The sequence below is a fragment of the Azospirillum oryzae genome (genome assembly GCF_900177515.1).
Classification (GTDB): domain Bacteria; phylum Pseudomonadota; class Alphaproteobacteria; order Azospirillales; family Azospirillaceae; genus Azospirillum; species Azospirillum oryzae_A.
Window position 1 is genome coordinate 2,360,037 of the sequence record NZ_FXAK01000007.1, and the last position, 18,126, is coordinate 2,378,162.

Genomic DNA, 18,126 nt, shown 5'->3' on the forward strand with positions numbered 1-18,126 from the left:
TCACCGGAGTGGATGCGCCTCAATCGGCGGCGGTGGACTCAACCGGCGGCACGGCACGCAGTTCGGCCGCCTGCAGACGGCGCGGGCTGTGGTCCAATGGTTCCAGCAGCGGCATCTCCGCCCCCTCCGGTGCGGCGTGCAGGTCGCGGAAGCGGCGCGCGCTGACCAGTACCCGCGATTCCAGCGTGCCGACCGCACTGTTGTAGCAGCCGACGGCCTTGTCCAGCTGCCCGCCCAGCTTCTCCATATGGCCGCCGAGGTCGGACAGCCGCTTGTACAGCTCGGCACCCAGCGCACTGATTTCGCGTGCATTGTCGGCCAGCCGCTCCTGCCGCCAGCCATAGGCGACGGCGCGCAGCAGCGCGATCAGGGTGGTCGGCGTCGCCAGGATGACGCGATGGTCGATGCCGGCCTCGATCAGCGCCGGGTCCTGCTCCAGCGCCGCGGAGAAGAAGTTCTCGCCGGGCAGGAACAGCACGACGAATTCCGGGCTGTCGTCGAACTGGTCCCAATAGCCCTTGGTGCCGAGCTGCTTCATATGCTCGCGGACATGGCGGGCATGGCGGACCATGCCGTCGCGCCGCCCCGTCTCCTCCACCGCCTGGATGCCGTCCAGATAGCCCTCCAGCGGCGTCTTGGCATCGACCACGATGGTCTTGCCGCCGGGCAGCGTGACGATCAGGTCGGGACGCAGCCGCCCGCTGTCGACTGAAACCTGCTCGACGAAGTCGCAATGGTCGAGCATCCCCGCCATTTCGCAGACCCGGCGCAGCTGGATTTCGCCCCAGCGCCCGCGCGCCGCCGGCGTGCGCAAAGCCCGCACGAGGTTGCCGGTCTCCGCCCGCAGCTGGGTCTGGGTTTCCACCAGCGACAGCACCTGCTGCTTCAGCCCCTCATAGGCGCCGGCCCGCGTGCTTTCCAGTTCACGGATTTGGCGGTCCATCGCCTCCAGTGACTGCCGCACCGGGTCGACGATGGCGGCGATGGCGGTCTGGCGCTTGTCCAGGTCGCCCTTCGCCTGCTCCTGGAAGCCGGTCAGCGTCTCCCGCGCCAGATCGAGGAAGCTGCGGTTGTTCTGGTGCAGCGCCTCCGCCGACAGGGCTTTGAAGCTGTCGGCCAGCGCCGCTTGGGCGCGCTCCAGCAGCGCCATCTTCTCCGCCGCGGCGGTTCGCTCCGCCTCCAGCCGGGTGGACAGCTGGGCATGGCGCTCGCGGGCGTCGGCGACCTCGCCATGCAGGCGGGCAATCTGGTGGTCGCGCGCCTCGATCTCCTCGCGGAGATCGTCCTCGGTCCGTTCGGCAAGGTCGAGACGGGTGGCGAACTCCGCATGCAGGGCGGCGGCGGCGGTTTCCGCCCGGCCGGCGGCGGCGCGCATCACCGCCCAGGCGACGGCGGCGCCCAGCAGCAGGCCGGCCACCAGCCCGACCGCCAGCGACAGGCCGTCAATCACCATCCCGTTCACCAGGAACTGCGTCACCCCGATTTCCCTCACCGTCCGATATGGGCGCAGCCTATCGGAACGAATCGCGAATTGGAACAGGCCACGAACGGACAGAGCGCCGCAACGGGAGCCGCAGTGGGAGCCGCGGCGGCCGAGCCGCCGCTTTCTCCGCTTGCCCAACCAAGGATGCGGCGCCATATCGGTGGCCATGCCGAACGACACGACTCCCGACACCAGCTCTTCCGATTGCGGCCCGAACTGCGGCGGCCCGCGCGTCCGCGGCATCCCGCCCGGCGAGGATCGCGAGCGGCTGATGTGCCCGGACTGCGGCTATATCGCCTATCAGAATCCGCTGATCGTGGTGGGGGCGGTGGCGACCTGGGAAGACGGCCGCATCCTGCTCTGCCGCCGCGCCATCGAACCGCGCAAGGGCTTCTGGACCCTGCCCGCCGGCTATATGGAAGAGCGGGAGAGCACCCGCGAGGGTGCCGCCCGCGAAGCCTGGGAGGAGGCGCGGGCGCGCATCGACATTGACCATCTGCTGGCGATCTACGACATCCCGCGCATCAGCCAGGTCCAGATGATCTTCCGCGCCCGCCTGCTGTCCCCCGACGTGGAGCCCGGCCCGGAAAGCCTGGAGGTCGGCCTGTTCGCCTGGAAGGACATCCCCTGGAGCGAGCTTGCCTTCCCCACCGTCGTCTGGGCCCTGCGCGAGCATCACGAGCGGCTCGGCCGGTCGGACTGCGCGCCGGCGGTCAACCCCACGCCTGACGCGCTCGCCCGATGGGAGAAGATGCTTTAAGGCGTCCCGGCCCCCTCCGTCGGGAACTTCGCCACCAGCTCCTGCTCCGCCCCGTCGCGCCGGATGGTCAGCGGCAGCCAGGTCCCCGGCGCCTGACGGCGGATCACCGCGACCAGATCGGCCGGGGCACGCACCGGCGTTCCCGCGGCGACCAGGATGCGGTCACCGGTGCGCAGGCCCGCGGCCTCGGCGACGCTGCCGTTGCCGACCGCCCCCACCCTGATGCCCTCCGGCGTCGGGTCGAGCTGCACACCCAGCTTCGGCCGTTGCGGTTCGGCATCCTCCCGCTCCGGCCCCAGGCCGAAAACGGCATCGGCGATGCGGCCGTCAAGCTCGTCGCAATCGCGGTCGGCGTCCCAGGGCAGCAGCACGGCGGCGTCGCCGATGCCGAGATCGGCCAGCTGGTGCGGCACGCCCTCCCTGCGAGCGACATGCCCCTCGCCGAGGATGCCGATCACGCTGCGGCCGGTGGTGCGGCGGGTCTCGGCGATCTTCTCCGCCATCGCGCGGTCCCAGACGCCCTGCGCCTCGATGAAGCGCTGGGCCGCCTTGTTGGGGGCATCGTCGGGCGCGGCGGCGCGGGCTTCCGAGTGGTCGTGCGCCGCCAGCGTCTCGGTCAGGCGGCTGCGGTAGGCGTCGGTCGGAGGGGCCGGCGTGCCGACGCCCTCGCGGTCAGCCTCCGGGATGGTGGCCCAGCCATTGCGGGCGGTTCGGCTGACCAGCGAGCGCTCGACATTCAGCGCCACCACCGGCAGCCGGTGCAGACGGGCGAACTGCAGGATCGGCAGATAGAATTGCGGTTCGAAGCCCCAGACCGTGCGCCAGTCCGTCTGCTTCAGGAACTCGCTCTCCGTCAGGTCTCCCGCCACCCAGCGGTCGAGCACCGGCTGCAGCCGCCGCGGCAGCATCTCCATCCCGATGGCGAGATCGGGGTTCAGCGCATGGAGCCCGGCCAGGGTGTGGAGCTGCCAGCGGTGATGGTCCGGCTTGTCATGCTGCTCCCCCAGCAGGACCACGGGCGCCTCGGCGATCCGGCGCAGCAGCGGGACCGGCTCCACCGCCGTGCCGGTGCCGTCGGCCCAGACGCCGGGCGGCACGCAGCCGATGCGCGCGGCGTCCTCCGCCCTGGCCTCCGTGGCCCGAGCGGCGGGAACGCTCAGGAACAGCGCCGCGACGGTCAGCAGGGCGAAGCGGAGGCGCGGAACGGGCGCGGCGGGACGGAAGGGCTGGCGCGGCAAGGGCTGGCTCCGTCGGTGCGGGGATTGCGCCAAGGTTGGCGCTGTCGGGCGCAACGTCAATGGACAAGGCCGGCGATTGCGTCGTTCCGCCGCGCCGGACGGCGGACCGGTGGCCGGCATACTGCCGGATGACAGGCGGAACGACGGCGGTTAGGATCGCCGCAGGCGGTGGACCACCGGCGGATCGCGAGCGCAGGCTCCCGCATCCGTAAACCCAAGGCCGTTCCCAGGGTACCGCTTCCCCGCCGACCGCAATCATTCGTGAAGCGCAGCCCCATGCCGCACCGCAAAGTCGTCATTCTCACCGGCGCCAGCCGGGGTATTGGACACGCCACCGTCACCCGGTTCAGCAACGAAGGCTGGCGCGTGATCTCCTGCTCGCGCGAGGAGGTGCCGGACCATTGCCGGCGCGACCCCAACTGGACCCACCACATTCCGGCCGACCTGTCGGATCCCGCCAGCCGCGCCGCCTTCGTGGAGGAGGCGAACAAGGCGCTGGACGGCGCGCCGCTGCACGCCCTGATCAACAACGCCGGGATCTCGCCGAAGACCCCGATCAAGGAGCGGCTCGGCTGCCTGAACGGCTCAATCGAGGGTTGGCACCGGGTGTTCGAGCTGAACTTCTTCGCCGCTTTGGTTCTGGCGCGCGGCTTCGCCGCCCCGCTGTCGCGGGGGAAGGGGGCGATCGTCAACGTCACCTCGATCGCCGGCCATTCGGTGCATCCCTTTGCGGGATCGGCCTATTCGACGTCGAAGGCGGCGCTGTCGGGCCTGACCCGCGAAATGGCGGTGGAGTTCGCGGAGATCGGCGTCCGCGTCAACGCCGTCGCCCCCGGCGAGATCGAAACCGCGATGACCGGCCCCGAATACGACGTGCTGATCCCGCGCATCCCGCTGAAGCGGATGGGCACGCCGGAGGATGTCGCCGCGGTGATCTTCTATCTCTGCGGCCCGGACTCGGCTTATGTGACGGGCACGGAGACCTTCATCACCGGCGGGCAGCATCTGTTCTGAGGGTGCGGAGTCAGACCCCCACCCTAACCCTCCCCCGCTGGGCGGGGGAGGGGACAAGTGCTTGTTTGGGAGAGCGGCGGCAGTCCCTCCCCTGCGCAGCGGGGGAGGTTAGGTGGGGGCTAACGCCGCCCCCTTACTTCCCCGCCCTCCAGGCGATCAGCCGCCGCGCCGCCTCGGCGATGGTCTCCTCCGACCCGGCGAAGCTGAAGCGCAGGAAGCGGCGGCCGCGGGCGGTGTCGAAATCGATGCCAGGGGTACAGGCGATGCCCGTCTCCTCCAGGATCCGCTTCGCCAGCGCCTCGCTGTCGTCGGTCATGTCCGACACGTCAGCATAGATGTAGAAGGCGCCGTCGGCCGGAGCCATCTTGGTGAAGCCCGCCTTCGGCAGCTCCTCCAGCAGCAGCTTGCGATTGCGGGCATAGCGGGCGACGTGGCCGTCCAGCTCTTCCGTGCAGTCGAAGGCGGCGACCGCCGAAACCTGACTGAGAGTCGGGGCGGAGATGAACAGGTTCTGCGCCAGACATTCGACCGAGCGCAGCAGGTCATCCGGCACGATCATCCAGCCGAGACGCCAGCCGGTCATCGAGAAATATTTGGAGAAGCTGTTGACCACCAGCGCCTGATCGTTCACCTCGGCGGCCGTCACCGCGTCGGTGCCATAAGTCAGTCCGTGGTAGATCTCATCCGACACCATGCGCACGCCGTTGGCACGGCACCAGTCGGACAGGGCGGTCAGCTCCTCGCGGCTCAGCATCGTGCCGGTCGGGTTGGCCGGGCTGGCGACGATCAGGCCCTGCACCGGCTCATCCAGGGCTTCCAGAAGCTCGATGGTCGGCTGGAAGCGATGCTCCGGCCCGGTCGGCAGTTCCACCGGAACCACGCCGGCCGCGGTCAGGGTGTGGCGGTAGGCGGGATAGCTGGGCGACGCCATCGCCACCCGGTCGCCGGGATCGAAGGCGGCGAGGAAGCCCAGCTGGAAGGCGCCCGACGATCCGGTGGTGACGACCACCCGCCGCTCCGGCACATCGACGCCGTAACGGTCCTTGTACCATTTGGCAATGGCCGCGCGCAGCGGCGGGATGCCTAGCGCGCCGGTGTAGCCCAGCGGGTCGGCGCCCACCACCGCGGTGGCCGCCGCCTGCACCACGCCCTTCGGTGCGCCGGTGGAGGGCTGCCCCACCTCCATATGCAGGACCTCTAGACCGGCGGCCTCGCGCTCGGCCGCGGCGCGCATCACTTCCATCACGAAGAAGGGCGGAATCGCGCCCCGCTTGGAAACCTTGGGCTGCTTGCTCATGATCGTCCGTCTCTAACTTTCTTTGGCCGGGCTCTCTTTGGCCGGGCTCTCTTCGGGCGTGCCGTTTTCCGGCAGCGTCATTCCCGCTTTCGTTCGCTTTCGACCGTCAGCCCCAGACTGGCGGCGCGCGGGTCGATTGCCATCTGGCAATAGCGGACCCCGTCCTCGATCGAAACCCGGCATCCGACGAAGCTGACCCGTCCGGGGATGGATTGCGGACGGGCCGCCTGGATCTGCGGGGCGGTGGACTTGTCCTCCAGACCGGCCGGAAGGGCGGCCGACAGCAGCGCCGCCGGGCCGGCGGCCGGGCCGTCGTCGCCGCTCGCGGTGCCGACCCCGGCGAACAGGGTGCGGCCGATGATGGAGTTGGCGATCAGCGCCGGCGCGCCGAAGCCGCCGCGGTCAACCCCCTGGGCCACCAGCATGCCGGTGCCGGGGATGCCGCGGCCGGTGCCGAAGGGCGCACCCTGGGTGAAGGCGCAGGCCGCACCGTTCTCGTCCGGATCGATCACCATCACCCCGGCTCCGGCGGCGGTTGCGCCCCTGCCGGTGGCGCCCAGCATTTGGGCGGCGCGGGTGGCTCGCTCGGCCGGCGGCAGCGATGCCACCGCCTTCCAGGCCTGGATCAGGGCGGCGCCGGAGTCCGGCTCGTTCAGGTCGGGCACATGCAGGTCGCTGATGTCGAAGGGCACGGTCAGCGTTCCGGCAACGCGCGGCTGATAGGCGCGCAGCTGCGCCGGGTCGATGCCGGTGCCCTGGGCAACGGTGGCGGCGAGCGGCCCGCTGTAGAAGGCGCCCACCCCCTGCCGCCGCAGGACCGACAGGGTCGCGGCCAGTTCCGGCTGGCCGACCACCGCCCCGACGGCGGGGGTGCCGCTGCCGAGGAAGCGCCGCCGCGTCTCAGAATCGGGAGCCAGCCGCCCCCCGAAGGCGGTCAGGTCCTGCACCAGCGCGCGGCTGAGGCCGGGGGAGAATTGGGCCAGCTGTTCGGCCGGGGAGACGACCTGCTCCCATCGCATCACGCCGGCGGAGGCCTGGACGGCGAACAGGCCGCGCGCCATGGCGGGCATGGCGACGCCGCCGGCACCGGCCGGGCGCGGCAGGAAATCGATGGTGCGCGCCTTCTTCGAGGCGGCGTCGAACAGCACGCAGACGCCGCCGCCGGTCAGGCCGACCCGCGACGGCAGGCTGGCGGTCATCGTCAGCGCCATCGCCGCCACCGCATCGCCGGCCTTGCCGCCTTGGGCGATGATGTCGCGCCCCACCCCGGCGGCATAGGGTTCGTCGGCGACGACGAAGCTCTGCACCGTGGCGTCGGTCTTGAACTTGGTATTGACGCAGCCCGGCAGCAGTGATGCAGCTATGGCAACCGCGCCCAACCGTTGCCAGATTTGCAAGCGAGTGTATCGCGGTCCGGAGTTCCGCCGGTCGCGCGCGGGAATCCGCTGTTCCAAGCCGGAGGTCGTCACGGTGCGCAAGCCCAGCAGGCTGGTTTCGGTCGTCGCCATCATGTCCGTTTGTCTGATGTCGCTGGTGTGGGGAGCGCCACCGGCGAGCGCGCAGCGCCGCTCGGACATGCAAATCCTCAGCGACGCCGAGACGGACCATATCATCCGCAAGATGGCCCGGCCAATCTTCCAGGCGGCAGGCGTCGACCCGGATTCGGTGCAGATCCTGCTGGTCAACGACCCGTCGGTGAACGCCTTCGTCGCCGGCGGGCAGAACATCTTCATCCACACCGGCCTGCTGCTGGACGTCGACAACGCCGACCAGCTGCTGGGCGTGATCGCGCACGAGACCGGCCACATCGCCGGCGGACATCTTGTGCGCGGGGCGGAGGCGATGGACAACGCCTTCCTCTCCTCGCTGCTCGGCATGGGGCTGGGCGTCATCGGCGGCCTGGCCTCGCGCAATGCCGGGGCGGGCGCCGCCGGCGTGATGCTGGGCCAGCATCTGGCGGAGCGGAACTACCTGTCCTTCTCCCGCACGCAGGAGGCTTCGGCCGATCAGGCCGGCCTGTCCTTCCTGGAACAGTCGGGCATCTCCGCCAAGGGGATGGAGACCTTCCTGGAAAAGCTGGGCGTCGGCGATCCGCTGATGAACGACCGCGACGCCGGCTATCGCCTGACCCACCCGCTGACCCGCGAGCGCATCGACGCGGTGAAGAACTTCGTCGCCCGCTCCCGCTACGCCAACGCCCATCTGCCGGCGGCGACGGAGGCCGATCTGCAGCGCATCCAGGCCAAGCTGTACGGCTATCTCGACCCGCGCGGCGCCCTGCAGCGCTACAAGGCGAACGACCCGTCGCCGGCCGCCCGCTATGGCCGCGCCTATGCCTATTTCCGCCAGGGCGACATCAAGCAGGCGACGCCGCTGATCGACGGGCTGATCGCCGACGAGCCGAAAAACCCCTACCTTTATGAGATGAAGGGCGACCTGATGCTGCAGACCGGCCGGGCGCCGGATGCGGTGGCCCCGTATCGAAAGGCCGTCGATCTGGCTGGTTCCGAAGCCGGAACGATCCGCGTCTCCCTCGCCCACGCCCTCTTGGAACAGCATGATCCCCGTCTGGCGGACGAGGCGCTGAAGAATCTGCAGATCGCTTCCAAGGGCAAGGCGCAGTCCGCCTTCCTGTGGCGGCTGACCGCGCAGGCCTGGAGCATGAAGAAGAACGACGGCATGGTCGCCTACGCCACGGCGGAGGAGGCATTGGCGCGCGGCGACATGCCGATGGCCAAGGCACAGGCGGAGCGGGCGGAGAAGCTGCTGCCCGCCGGCTCGCCCGGTTGGCTGCGCGCCCAGGATATCCGCGGCCAGACCGGCGGCGGACAGTAACGCCAGCTTGCGGGTCATATGACGAAAGCGTCCTTCCGGTAACGCAACGGTCACCGAACCGTCCCGGCTACGTCATCGCCGCTTGCTATTCCGCGGACATCGAGCGCGCCCGGCCGGCCGGGCGCGCGGTTCCGTCCACGGAGTAAACCGCATGCCGTCCGTCCGTCCGAAATCCTGGCGCGGCCCCCTGCTCGCCACCGCGGCCCTTCTGTCCGCCAGCCTCGCCGCCATCCCGGCGCTGGCCCAGGAGCAGCAGGCCAAGCGCTATCCCGCCACGCTCGCCGGTCATGCGGTGCTGCCGGCCGACACGCTGGTGCAGCCGCCGGCCGATGCCGGGCCGCTGTTCGCCAGCGCCGGCAAGTTCACCAACGCCGACCGCAAGCGGGTGGACGCCGTGGGCACCATCCGCGCCACCTCCTTCGCCGCCGACCCCAAGGCGCCGCGCGGGACGGAGATCATGCTGCCGGTCGCGGGGCAGGCGGTGCAGGGCTTCTCCGCCATCGTGCCGCAGGGCAACGGCGAGTTCCTGGCCCTGACCGACAACGGCTTCGGCAGCAAGGTGAACTCCGTCGACGCCCTGCTGATGGTCCATCGCGTCAAGCCGGACTGGCAGAGCGGCTCCATGCAGCGGCTGGAGACCATCTTCCTGCGCGATCCCGACCGCAAGGTCCCCTTCGCCATCGTCAACGAGAACAGCACCGGCCGCTATCTGACCGGCGCCGACTTCGACCCCGAATCGCTGGTGGTCCAGAACGACCGCCTATTCATCGGCGACGAGTTCGGCCCGTACATCCTGGAGCTGAGCCGCGACGGCGTGGTCATCGCCGCGCATGAGACGGTGATCGACGGCAAGCCGGCCCGCTCCCCCGACCATTACCGCAACAACGGCCTGCCGGCGGTCCCCGGCGCCGTCAGCTTCGAGGTCCGCCGCTCCCGCGGGTTCGAGCCGATGGGCGTGTCGCCCGACGGCAAGACGCTGTACCCGTCGCTGGAAGGCCCGCTGTGGAACGCCGCCGGCAACAGCTTCGAGAACAAGGACGGCCACGCGTACACCCGCATCCTGGAGTTCGACGTCGCCGGCCGCACGTACACCGGCAAGTCGTGGAAGTACAGGCTGGAGGACAACGCCAACGTCGTCGCCGACATGGCGATGATCGACGCCGGCAGCGCCCTGGTGATCGAGCGCGACGACAGCACCGAAGGGGCGAGGACCCAGGCCTGCCAGGGCGAGGCGAAGCCGGACTGCTTCAACGCCCCGGCCGCCTTCAAGCGCATCTACAAGATCGACATCGCCGGGGCAGATGCCGACGGCTTCGTCCGCAAGGTCGGTTACATCGACCTGACCGACATCGCCGACCCCGACCACAAGGCCCGCTCCGGGCAGGCGCCGGAAGGCCGCTTCGTCATGCCCCATCTGGGGCCGGAGGGGGTGAACGTCGTCGATGCCGACCACATCGTCGTCGTCAACGACAACAACCTGCCCTACTCCACCGGCCGGACCATCGGCAAGGCCGACGGCGACGAGATGGCGCTGCTGTCGGTGGGCGAGCTGCTGCGCGCCAAATGATCGCCAATCGCTGATCGCGGAAAGGTGATGTCCGGACAGGCGCTTTGCACTTGTCCGGACCGGATTGTCGGTCCAGTGTGGGCGGCCTTCGGCCCAATTCCCTTCGTGTTTCGGAGACCGCCCCTCATGCGCCCCGCCCTGCCGTTCCTGCGTTCCGCCCTGCTGGCCCTGCCCGTCGCGGCGCTGGCGCTGTCCGCCACCGCCCCGGCCCGTGCGCAATCGGCGAGCTTCGACAGCACCCAGAAGACCGCCATCGAGAAGATCGTCCGCGACTACCTGATGGAGCATCCGGAGGTGATCCTGCAGGCCGTCGACGCCATGCAGGAGCGTCAGAAGACGGCGGAAGCCGAACAGGCCCGCAAGGCGCTGATCGAGAACAAGCAGGAGCTGACCCGCAACCCCGCCGATCCGGTCGCCGGCAACCCGCAGGGCGACGTGACGGTGGTGGAGTTCTTCGACTACCAGTGCGGCTACTGCAAGGCGGTGCAGGCCGACACCCAGTCGCTGATCAAGGGCGATCCCAAGCTGCGCTTCGTGCTGAAGGAATTCCCGATCCTGGGCCCGGCCTCGGTTGTCGCCTCCAAGGCGGCGCTGGCCTCCCGCGCGCAGGGCAAATACATGGAATTCCACAATGCCCTGATGGCCCAGCGCGGCCAGTTGGACGAGGCCGTCATCATGCGCCTCGCCAAGTCGGTCGGGCTCGACACCGACCGGCTGAAGAAGGACATGGAGTCGCCGGACGTGCTGAAGGTGATCGCCGCCAACCAGGCGCTGGCCGAGAAGCTGAACATCCGCGGCACCCCCGCCTTCATCTTCGGCGACGAGCTGGTGCCCGGCGCCATCCGCCTGGACGACATGAAGCGGCTGACCGAAGCCGCCCGCGCCAAGGGCTGAGGCGGACCGTTCCATGACCGGAATGACTGAGCAGGCGAAGCCGTCCGTCGTCGTTTTCGACGTCGGGCAGGTGCTGATCGAATGGGATCCGCGGCACCTCTACCGCGAGCTGTTCGACGGCTACGAAGACCTGATGGAGGATTTCCTCGACCGGGTCTGCACCCCGGCCTGGAACCTGGAGCAGGACCGCGGCCGTCCCTGGGCGGACGCCGTCGCCCTGCTGACCGAGGAGCATCCGGACTGCGCCGAGCTGATCCGCGCCTATGACGACATGTGGGAACACATGGTGCCCGGCCCGATCCCCGGCACGCCGGACATCCTGGCGGAGCTGAAGGCCCGCGGCGTTCCCGTCTATGCCATCACCAACTTCTCGGTCGACAAGTTCGAGCTAACGCGCAAGCGCTTCGACTTCCTGAACGGCTTCGACGGGATCATCGTTTCGGGTCAGGAACGACTGGTGAAACCGGAACCGGCGATCTACCGGCTGCTGATGGATCGTTACGGTCTTGAACCGAAAGACTGCTACTTCATCGACGACAACCCCGACAATGTCGAGACGGCAAGGTCGGTGGGAATGTCGGCGCACCTGTTCCTGGGCGCCGAGGCGCTGCGGCGCGATCTGGAGGCGGTGGGGCTGCTTTGATGCGGCCCCCTACTCCGCCGCAGCCTCGCGATCCGTCGCGGAATTGAACGCGTAGGTCTTCCAGGTCGGCTCGTAGCCGTCGTCGGCCTGATTGCCCCAGACCGACCAGTTGGGCCGGGCGCCGCGGGCGAACATCTCCAGATAGGGGCCGGGGCTGCAGGACTCGATCAGGTCATACTGCTCGTCCGGCTTGCGGCTGTGCTCGCGCTTGCGGCTCTCGATCAGGTTGACCTGGGTGCGGCCGGGCGGCAGCGTGCGGGCCTTCTTGCCTCGCACCCCGAATAGGATCAGTTCGGTGACGTTGCGGAAGTAGAAGCCGACGCCGCGCCCGTCGGAACCGCCGTCCTTGCGCACCTTGTGCCAGATCAGGTTGGTCTTGTACTCGAACCCCCAGCTGCGCATCACCTGCAGCCCTTCCGGCAGCAGGGCGTTGGGGACCCAGAGATAGAGGTGCGCGGTGGGGGCGGCGATGTCGGCGACCGGCAGGGCGCAGATGTCCTCCACCGTCATGGTGCCGTAGCGCGACAGGCGGCGATGCTCCGGCGCCATCTTGCCGGTGCGGTTGACGAAGCGCCAGGGCGGGTCCGCCATCACGGTGGCGAAGCGCCGGTCACCGGCGAAGGCCACCAGATCCTGCGCCGGATCCGATGCCGTCTCCACCGTCTTGCTGTCGCCCATCGCTGCCTCGAAATCCTGAACAAATGCGGTACCGGGAGGTGTGCAAACTCGCACGGGGGGACAGCGCCGTCAATCGGGTCTGAACCGCTCCGCCGACGCTGTCACAGGGGCCGGCACACGACCCCGTCACTCCTCCTCGCCGGCCTCGGCCATGGCGCGCAGAGAAGCGCGTTCGGCGACGCTGACGGTCAGCCCCTGGGTTTCCACACCCACGGCGCGCAGCTTGGCCAGTGCCCGCGACAGGGTCTCCGGCTGCATGCCCAGGCGCCGCGCGATCAGCGCCTTGTCGAAGGGAAGCTGGAACTGCGCCGGTCCGTCGCCCGGCGGGCAGACCCGCACCAGGAAGGCGGCGACCCGCTGCGGCGCCGGCTGGACCTGGAGCTGTTCGATCTGCGTCACCAGATGGCGCAAGCGGACGGAGAGAGAGCCCAGCATGCCGAAGGCGATCCGGTCGTCCTCGCGCAAACAGCGGGCGAATCCGTCGGCGGTCAGGGTCATGACGCGGGCGTCGGTCACCGCCTCGGCGCAAACCGGGAATTTGCCGTCGGCGAACATCGCGGCCTCGGCAAAGCTCTCCGCCGGGCCGATGACATGGACCACCGCCTCCGTCCCGTCGCGGGTCAGGCGGTACAGCTTCACCCAGCCGTCGAGCAGCACGAAGAAGCGGTCGGCCGGCTCATCCTGCAGGAACAGGGTGGTGCCGCGCGACACCGGGCGCACGATGGCGACCCCGCCCAGCAGCGACACCGCACGATCGGTCAGCTTGGCGAACAGCGGGATCGCGCGCAGTGCGGCGGCGTCTTCCGCCGACAGGTTGGAATGGTTGACGGTCATGACAGCTTCGCCTCCCCGGCCGCCGGCGGCATCGCTGCTGCAGCCGGTGGCATTGGTGTTGGTGAGGGCGGCGTCAGTCCGGTGCCGCGCAGCAGCATCCAGCCATTGACGGCTATTCCGGTCACGTCCGAGATCATTGCCGGCACCGACCCCACCAGACTGTTGTGCACGAACCAACAGGGCAAAGCCACCAGCATGATGCCGCGGAAGGGGGTGACCCGCGTCTGGTAGCGGGCAAGGCTGATCGCCGCCATGCCGGCCGCGGCAAAGACGGACGGCAGCCCAGTCCAGGTGACGGCCATAACCGCGGCGATCACCGGAAGGATCGCCAGATAGACGAGTCGGAAGGCCGGCCGCGCACCGATCGCCAGCGCCGCAAGCACCTGCAACGCCGCAAGCGCGTTCAACGCCGAGGCTGTCGGCGCGCCCATCATGGCGTAATGCACGGTGAAGCACAGGCAGGGCACCAGCTGGACCAGCAGCATGCCGGCCCGGCTGCGGAAGAATGGCCAGAGCATGCCGCCAATGGTGCCGCAGAAGCCGATCAGTTGGGCCGCGGACCAACCACCGCCCGCCACCCCTCCTCCGCCTGCCAGGACGGTGACTAAGTCGGTCAGCACCTCGCTCATGCCGGATCGGACCTTTGGCAGCAAGGGGGCAACGGGAGGGAGACGTGGCGCCGGCCGCCCCGAAGGGCGGCGCAGGAGAACAGGCGTCACGAAGAAAGCAGGAACAAAAGAAAGAGCGGAAGACACACGCAACGAACAGCCGGGGCAAACAGAGCCACGGCCGGATCACTCACGAGCCAGGACCGCAAAAGCAGCAGCATAAAAGACAGGAACGCACGGCGCGCCCCCGAAGGGAGGCGCCGTGCGCTGAAAATCCGGATTTCCACCGGGAGGTCCGGAGCCGTTACGACTCAGGACCCCATGAGGCTATTCAGCCAAGCGGAGCCGACCGGTGTGGCGCGTGTCCGGAGAGGACGAGCGCCGCACGGCCGAGGCCCGGGTTTCCCGGAGCCTTACAGGTACTCGACCTTGCCCGCTTCCGGACCCTTCTGGCCCTGGCGAACGGTGACGCGCACCTGATCGCCTTCCTGAAGGGTCTGCATGCCCGAACGGCGCAGCACGTTGACGTGGACGAAGACGTCCTTGCCACCGGTGCTGGGCGTGATGAAGCCAAAGCCCTTGTCGGCATTGAACCACTTCACGGTGCCGTCGACTTCTTCGCCACCGGCGCCGCCGGCATCGTAGCCGCCGCGGTCATAGCCGCCACGGTCGAAGCCGCCGGTCCGCGGACGGGCCGAACGCTGAGCGGTCGACGCATCGACCGTGTGGATGGAGGCCACCTGCGGACCCTTCGGCCCACGGGCCAGGTCACAGGTGATGGTGGTGCCTTCGTCCAGCGCGTCGTAGCCGGCGGCCTGAACCGCGGAGACGTGCAGGAAGGCATCGGGCGAACCGTCCTCAGGCGACACGAAGCCGAACCCCTTGGTGGGGTTGAACCACTTCACGGTGGCGGTGACGTTGGACTTGGTGATCTCGGGAGCGCGGAAGCCCTGGCGGGGCGGGCGGTCGAACATGTGTCTTCAAGCTCATAGAGTGTGCCGAATGTCTTTTGTCACAGGGATCGGGTCCCAGGTCAAGCCTTCCAAAGGAAAGATGACCAAATCGCCCTTAAATGCCTCACCCCTGGCTCACGCTTGCGGCATCCCCGGTGCTTCCGCCCTCCCGAAGCGGCACCGAAGTGCCGCCTCGCCGGCCCTGCCCGGCACCCCCGGCCGGCCTGCCCCGCTGCGACTCGGGAGGGTTTTTGCACGCAGGCCGTGCGCCGCCGGATCAGGCCGCCGACTGGGCAAGCGTCGGATAATCGGTGTAGCCGTGACGGTCGCCGCCATAGAAGGTCTTCTGGTCCGGCTCGGCCAGCGGGGCGTCGATGCGCAGCCGCTCCACCAAGTCCGGGTTGGCGATGAAGGGCCGGCCGAAGGCGATCATGTCGGCATGGCCGCTGGCCGTCGCCTGGATCGCCATGGCGCGGTCATAGACGTTGTTGGCCATGTAGCGGCCCTTGTAGAGCCCGCGCAACTCGGCGAGATCGCCGCCGAATCCGGGATGCGGGCCGCGGGTCACCCCCTCGATCATGTGCAGATAGGCAAGGCCGTAATTGTTCAGGCGGCGGATCACCGGGCTGAAGGTGCCGACCGGATCGCTTTCCTGGGCGTCGTTGGCCGGGCTCAGCGGCGACAGGCGGATGCCGACGCGGTCGGCCCCGGCCTCCGCCACCACGGCGTCCAGCACTTCGAACAGGAAGCGGGCGCGATTCTCGACCGAGCCGCCATAGGCGTCGGTGCGCTTGTTGGTGCCGTCGCGCAGGAACTGGTCGATCAGGTAACCGTTGGCGGCATGCACCTCCACCATGTCGAACCCGGCGGCCAGCGCGTTGCGGGTGGCGCGGCGGTAATCCTCGACGATGCCCGGCAGTTCCGACAGCTCCAGCGCCCGCGGGGCCGGGATGTCCTTGAAGCCGTCGACGGTAAATGCCTTCATCTCCGGCTTGACCGCGGAGGGCGCCACCGGCAGGGCGCCGCCCGGCTGCAGGTCAGGGTGGGAGATGCGGCCGACATGCCAGAGCTGCAGGCACATGTGCCCGCCCTTCGCGTGGACCGCATCGGTCACCAGCTTCCAGCCCGCCACCTGTTCGGCGCTGTGGATGCCGGGGGTGTAGGCATAGCCCTTGCCCTGCGGCGAGATCTGCGTCGCCTCGGCGATGATCAGGCCGGCGCTAGCGCGCTGGGCGTAATATTCGGCGTTCATCGCGGTCGGCACGCCGGTGGCGTTGTCGGTGCGGCTGCGGGTCAGCGGCGCCATGGCGATGCGGTTGGGCAGGGTAAGGCGCCCGACCGTCACCGGCTGGAACAGGGGGGCCGCGTCCTGGCTGTCCGTCATGTCCGATCCATTCTGTATGGTTGAAGACTGGCTGCTGGTTGGAAACTCGACAGGAAAGTGTGGCCCGGCCGACGCCAGCGGCAAGGTCCCGCGTCGCCGCAGCGGCGGAACAGGCAGCATGGCTGCCATACCGTGACCGGCACGGATAAGGGACCTTTCGGCCCGCCCGGCGGTTATTTCCGACAGTTTCGCCTGTCAGGGAATGGGATCGCCGATGCAACAGCGCTGGCCCGACCGATTGTGGATCGTCCGCCATGGCGAAAGCGCCGGGAACGTCGCGCGCGACGCCGCCCACGCCGCCGGCCATGTCCGGATCGACATCGACGAGCGCGACGTCGACGTGCCGCTCAGCCCGCTGGGTGAGCGGCAGTCGGATGCGCTCGGCCGCTGGTTCGCCGCCATGCCGGCGGTTGAGCGGCCGGACGTGGTGCTGACCTCGCCCTATCGTCGGGCGCTGCGCACGGCGGAACGGCTGCACCAGTCGGGCGGGCTGCCGATCGACCCGGCCGATTTCGTCATCGACGAGCGGCTGCGCGAGAAGGAGTTCGGCGTTCTCGACCGGCTGACCACCGCCGGCATCCGTCAGGAATTCCCCGAACAGGCCGAGTTCCGCCGCCTGCTCGGCAAATTCTATCACCGTCCGCCCGGGGGCGAGAGCTGGTGCGATGTGATCCTGCGGCTGCGCAGCGCGCTCGACACCGTCAGCTTGCATCACGGCGGCCGGCGGGTGCTGATCGTCGGGCATCAGGTGGTGGTGCTGTGCCTGCGCTATCTGCTGGAAAACATGACGGAGGAGGAAATCCTGGCCATCGACGCGGCCGGCGACGTCGCCAACTGCTCCGTCACCGAATACCGCTTCGATGCCCAGGCCGGGCCGCGCGGCGGACTGCTGCTGCACCGCTACAACTTCGTCGCCCCGCTGGAGGAGGCCGGCGCCCCGGTCACCGCCGAGCCGGATGCCGCCGTTGCCGCCCGATAAATCGCCGCCCGCTGAAGACGACCCGCCGTGGAGAGCCGATTGGACGCCGAGATCCCCATCACCGCCGGGCTTCTGCGCGACATGCCCCTGCCCCAGCCGGACGGCGACGGCGACAAGGAAACCCGCGGCCGGGCGCTGGTGGTGGCCGGCAGCGTGCCGGTGCCGGGCGGTGCCCTGCTGGCCGGGATCGGCGTTCTGCGCGCCGGCGCCGGCAAGCTGCAGATCGCCACCGCGGCCAGCGTCGCTGCGCATCTGGGCCTCGCCCTGCCGGAGGCCCTGGTCGCCGGCCTGCCTGAGACACCGGAAGGCGGGATCGCCGCCGAGTCGGCCCAGGCGTTGGCCGAGCGGGCCTCGCGCTGCGATACGGTGCTGATCGGTCCCGGCATGATGGACGAGCCGGCAACGGCGGCCCTGACCGCCGACCTGCTGAGGCGCCTGGAGCCGGATGGGGACAAGAACGGGCCGCGATTCGTCCTGGATGCCGGGGCGCTGGCCGGGCTGGGGCAGGACCCGTCGCCGCTGCACCGCCATGAAGGCCGCGTGGTCGTCACCCCCCATGCCGGCGAGATGGCCGGCCTGCTGGGCTGCCCGCGCGACCAAGTGATGGCCGATCCGCTCGGCAGCGCCAGGCAGGCGGCGGCGCGGCTCAAGGCGGTGGTGGCGCTCAAGGGTGGCTGCACCCGCATCGTCGCACCGGACGGCCGCGCCTGGGCCTACCGCGAAGGCACGGTCGGGCTGGCGACCTCCGGGTCCGGCGACACGCTGGCCGGGATCGTCACCGGTCTGCTGGCCCGCGGCGCCAGCCCGGAACAGGCCGCCATCTGGGGCGTCTACCTGCATGGCGAGGCCGGCAACCGGCTGAGCCGCCGAATCGGCCCGCTGGGATTCCTCGCCCGCGAACTGCTGGCGGAAATCCCGGCGGTGATGGCGTCCCTGGCCGACGGAACGGGCAGCTGAGC

The 18,126-nt window shown here is 69.5% G+C and carries 17 protein-coding genes; 8 read left to right on the forward strand and 9 right to left on the reverse strand.

The genetic code is table 11. The features are described from left to right. Window positions 1–19: 19 nt before the first annotated feature. The gene (rmuC, locus tag B9N97_RS23645; RefSeq protein ID WP_244560866.1) at window positions 20–1,477 is read right to left on the reverse strand and encodes a DNA recombination protein RmuC; all 1,458 of its coding nucleotides are present in this window, start codon (window positions 1,475–1,477) and stop codon (window positions 20–22) included. A 172-nt stretch (window positions 1,478–1,649) separates the two neighbouring features. On the opposite strand from rmuC, the gene B9N97_RS23650 reads away from it, so the two are divergent. After that, window positions 1,650–2,243, forward strand: a complete 594-nt coding sequence (locus tag B9N97_RS23650; protein WP_085090128.1) for an NUDIX hydrolase — start codon at window positions 1,650–1,652, stop codon at window positions 2,241–2,243. On the opposite strand, the gene B9N97_RS23655 is transcribed toward B9N97_RS23650, so the two are convergent. Beyond that, window positions 2,240–3,481: a ChaN family lipoprotein gene (locus B9N97_RS23655; protein ID WP_244560867.1), complete on the reverse strand. Its 1,242-nt coding sequence runs from the start codon at window positions 3,479–3,481 to the stop codon at window positions 2,240–2,242. The genes B9N97_RS23650 and B9N97_RS23655 overlap by 4 nt on opposite strands. Window positions 3,482–3,757: 276 nt before the next feature. Between B9N97_RS23655 and B9N97_RS23660 the strand changes: the two genes are divergently transcribed. Beyond that, window positions 3,758–4,495, forward strand: a complete 738-nt coding sequence (locus B9N97_RS23660; protein ID WP_085090129.1) for an SDR family NAD(P)-dependent oxidoreductase — start codon at window positions 3,758–3,760, stop codon at window positions 4,493–4,495. Between the two features lie 133 nt (window positions 4,496–4,628). On the opposite strand, the gene B9N97_RS23665 is transcribed toward B9N97_RS23660, so the two are convergent. Together B9N97_RS23665 and B9N97_RS23670 are read right to left on the reverse strand one after the other, a co-directional pair. Next, window positions 4,629–5,792 carry a pyridoxal phosphate-dependent aminotransferase gene (locus B9N97_RS23665; RefSeq protein WP_085090130.1) on the reverse strand — a complete coding sequence of 388 codons (1,164 nt, stop codon included), beginning with the start codon at window positions 5,790–5,792 and terminating at the stop codon, window positions 4,629–4,631. 77 nt (window positions 5,793–5,869) lie between these two features. Further along, on the reverse strand, window positions 5,870–7,303 hold the full coding sequence (locus B9N97_RS23670; protein ID WP_244560868.1) for a gamma-glutamyltransferase: 1,434 nt from the start codon (window positions 7,301–7,303) through the stop codon (window positions 5,870–5,872). On the opposite strand from B9N97_RS23670, the gene B9N97_RS23675 reads away from it, so the two are divergent. The 4 genes from B9N97_RS23675 (at window position 7,263) to B9N97_RS23690 (ending at window position 11,731) form a co-directional block, all read left to right on the forward strand. After that, window positions 7,263–8,627: a M48 family metalloprotease gene (locus B9N97_RS23675; protein ID WP_085090734.1), complete on the forward strand. Its 1,365-nt coding sequence runs from the start codon at window positions 7,263–7,265 to the stop codon at window positions 8,625–8,627. The genes B9N97_RS23670 and B9N97_RS23675 overlap by 41 nt on opposite strands. A gap of 151 nt (window positions 8,628–8,778) precedes the next feature. Then, window positions 8,779–10,194: an esterase-like activity of phytase family protein gene (locus tag B9N97_RS23680; RefSeq protein ID WP_085090132.1), complete on the forward strand. Its 1,416-nt coding sequence runs from the start codon at window positions 8,779–8,781 to the stop codon at window positions 10,192–10,194. Between the two features lie 126 nt (window positions 10,195–10,320). Beyond that, window positions 10,321–11,088, forward strand: coding sequence for a DsbA family protein (locus tag B9N97_RS23685; protein ID WP_085090133.1), 768 nt, complete (start codon window positions 10,321–10,323; stop codon window positions 11,086–11,088). A gap of 13 nt (window positions 11,089–11,101) precedes the next feature. Further along, window positions 11,102–11,731, forward strand: coding sequence for an HAD family hydrolase (locus tag B9N97_RS23690; RefSeq protein WP_244560869.1), 630 nt, complete (start codon window positions 11,102–11,104; stop codon window positions 11,729–11,731). A 9-nt stretch (window positions 11,732–11,740) separates the two neighbouring features. Here B9N97_RS23690 and B9N97_RS23695 read toward each other — a convergent pair whose 3' ends face one another. The 5 genes from B9N97_RS23695 to B9N97_RS23715 form a co-directional block, all read right to left on the reverse strand. Continuing rightward, window positions 11,741–12,409, reverse strand: coding sequence for an MT-A70 family methyltransferase (locus B9N97_RS23695; protein ID WP_085090134.1), 669 nt, complete (start codon window positions 12,407–12,409; stop codon window positions 11,741–11,743). A 126-nt stretch (window positions 12,410–12,535) separates the two neighbouring features. After that, on the reverse strand, window positions 12,536–13,243 hold the full coding sequence (locus B9N97_RS23700; RefSeq protein ID WP_244560870.1) for a Crp/Fnr family transcriptional regulator: 708 nt from the start codon (window positions 13,241–13,243) through the stop codon (window positions 12,536–12,538). Continuing rightward, a complete protein-coding gene (locus tag B9N97_RS23705; RefSeq protein WP_085090135.1) occupies window positions 13,240–13,872 on the reverse strand; it encodes a YgjV family protein in 633 nt (210 codons plus the stop codon). The genes B9N97_RS23700 and B9N97_RS23705 overlap by 4 nt, the downstream gene beginning before the upstream one ends. Before the next feature lie 392 nt (window positions 13,873–14,264). Beyond that, complete coding sequence (locus B9N97_RS36830; protein WP_085090136.1) at window positions 14,265–14,825, reverse strand: cold-shock protein; 561 nt, start codon at window positions 14,823–14,825, stop codon at window positions 14,265–14,267. A 256-nt stretch (window positions 14,826–15,081) separates the two neighbouring features. After that, window positions 15,082–16,188 (reverse strand): alkene reductase, encoded by a 1,107-nt coding sequence (locus B9N97_RS23715; protein ID WP_085090137.1) that lies wholly within the window; start codon window positions 16,186–16,188, stop codon window positions 15,082–15,084. 214 nt (window positions 16,189–16,402) lie between these two features. Between B9N97_RS23715 and B9N97_RS23720 the strand changes: the two genes are divergently transcribed. Both B9N97_RS23720 and B9N97_RS23725 read left to right on the forward strand, forming a co-directional pair. After that, entirely contained in the window at window positions 16,403–17,167 is a 765-nt protein-coding gene (locus tag B9N97_RS23720; RefSeq protein WP_085090138.1) for a histidine phosphatase family protein, read from the forward strand. Between the two features lie 39 nt (window positions 17,168–17,206). Beyond that, window positions 17,207–18,124: an NAD(P)H-hydrate dehydratase gene (locus B9N97_RS23725; RefSeq protein WP_244560871.1), complete on the forward strand. Its 918-nt coding sequence runs from the start codon at window positions 17,207–17,209 to the stop codon at window positions 18,122–18,124. Window positions 18,125–18,126: the final 2 nt, after the last annotated feature.